The 1948-nt window shown below is 66.9% G+C and carries 1 protein-coding gene; it reads right to left on the reverse strand.

Translation table 11 applies throughout. From position 1 onward, the window contains the following. Nucleotides 1–2: 2 nt before the first annotated feature. Nucleotides 3–1829, reverse strand: coding sequence for a sulfoacetaldehyde acetyltransferase (gene xsc / locus BG61_RS38280; RefSeq protein ID WP_035943549.1), 1827 nt, complete (start codon nucleotides 1827–1829; stop codon nucleotides 3–5). Between the last annotated feature and the right edge of the window lie 119 nt (nucleotides 1830–1948).

Raw genomic sequence — 1948 nt, forward strand, 5'->3', positions numbered from 1 at the left:
GCTCAGACATAGTCCTTGTACTTGTCGAGGGTGCGCACGGGCTTGGCGAGCGCGTCACGGCGGAACGGATCGCCCAGTTCGCGGGTGCACATGATCTCGATGATGGTGGTCTTGCCGTGGTTCATCTGCAGATCGATGGCGCGCTTCAGTGCCGGGCCGACATCCTCCAGCCGGTCGACGACGATGCCCTCGGCGCCCATCGCCCGGCCGATCTCGGCAAAGCTCTGGTTGTCGAGCTCGCCCGCGACGAAGCGGCGGTTGTAGAAGTCGACCTGGTTCTTCTTCTCGGCACCCCACTGGCGGTTGTGGAACACCACGGCGGTGACGGGAATGTTGTGGCGCACGCAGGTCATGGTTTCCATCAGGCTCATGCCCCAGGCGCCGTCGCCGGCGTAGGAGACCGCGGGCCGGTGGGGCGCGGCCACCTTCGCGCCGATGATGGTCGGAAACGCGTAGCCGCAGTTGCCCCAGCTCATGGCGGCGAAGAAGCTGCGCGGCTTCTCGAAGCGCAGGTAGCTGTTGGCGACCGAGTTGATGTTGCCGATGTCGGTGGAGACCATCACGTCCTCGGGCATGGCCTTCTCGAGCTCGCGCAGCACCTGGCGCGGGTGCAGATAGGTCCCGCCGCCCGGGGTGCGCTCGTGCTTCTGCTCCTCGATCATGTCGAGGCTGTAGGGGTCGCGCTCGTGGGTCCACTCGTCGAGCTCCTTCTCCCAGGCGGCCTGCTCGGCGCGGATCTGGCCGGCGCGGTCCTCGCGCGAGGCGTCGCAGGCAAGCGTGCGGCCGCTCAGGCGCTGGGTGAGGGCGACCGCGGCGGCCTTGGCGTCGCCGCAAATGCCCACGGTGATCTTCTTGACCAGCCCGAGCATCTTGTGATCGGCGTCGATCTGGATGATCTTGGCGTTCTTGGGCCAGTAGTCCATGCCGTGCTGGGGCAGGGTGCCGAAGGGCCCGAGGCGCGAGCCGAGCGCGATCACCACGTCGGCGCGCGCGAGCAGCTTCATGGCGGCCTTGGAGCCCTGATAGCCGAGCGGGCCGCACCACAGCGGGTGGCTCGCGGGGAACGAGTCGTTGTGCAGGTAGCTGTTGACCACGGGCGCGCCGAGCCGCTCGGCGAGCGCCTTGCACTCCTCGATGGCATCGGCCATGACCACGCCGCCGCCGGAGATGATGACCGGAAAGCGCGCCGTCGCGAGCAGCTCGGCCGCTTCGTTCAGACGCTGCTCGCCGCCCGCGCCGCGGTCCAGGCGCTGGGGCTGGGGAATCTCGGCCTTGATCTGGCCGTAGAAGTAGTCGCGCGGGATGTTCAGCTGCGTGGGGCCCATCTCGGCCATTGCGCGGTCAAAGCACCGTCCGGTGAATTCGGCCATGCGGGCGGGGTGGGTGACGTGGCCCTGATATTTGGTGAACTCCTGGAACATCGGCAACTGCCTGGCTTCCTGAAAGCCGCCCAGGCCGATGCCCATGGTGCCGGCCTCCGGCGTGACGATCACCACGGGGCTGTGGGCCCAGTAAGCGGCGGCGATGGCGGTGACGCAGTTGCTGATGCCGGGGCCGTTCTGTCCGATCACCACGCCGTGGCGGCCGGAGACGCGGGCGTAGCCATCGGCCATGTGGCCGGCGCCCTGCTCGTGGACCACCGGAATCAGACGGATGCCGGCGGGGGCGAAGATGTCCATGGCGTCCATGAAGGCGGAGCCCATGATGCCGAACATGTCGGAGACGCCGTTGGCGGCGAGGGTTTCGACGAAGGCCTCGGAGGGGGTCATGGCCTGGGGGCCGGCGAGGTCGGTGGCGGGGGCGGCCGGGGCGGGGTCGTGTTCGCTCATGGGGTGTCTCCGGTTAATAAAACGGAACGCAAGGTTCCGAAAAGTGTTGGTTTAATGGAATGTAGACCAACCGAGCCCCAACCGTCAACCGATAAAATCTATTATTCGGTATGATTTGT

It is taken from the genome of Caballeronia glathei, from assembly GCF_000698595.1.
Lineage (GTDB): Bacteria > Pseudomonadota > Gammaproteobacteria > Burkholderiales > Burkholderiaceae > Caballeronia > Caballeronia glathei.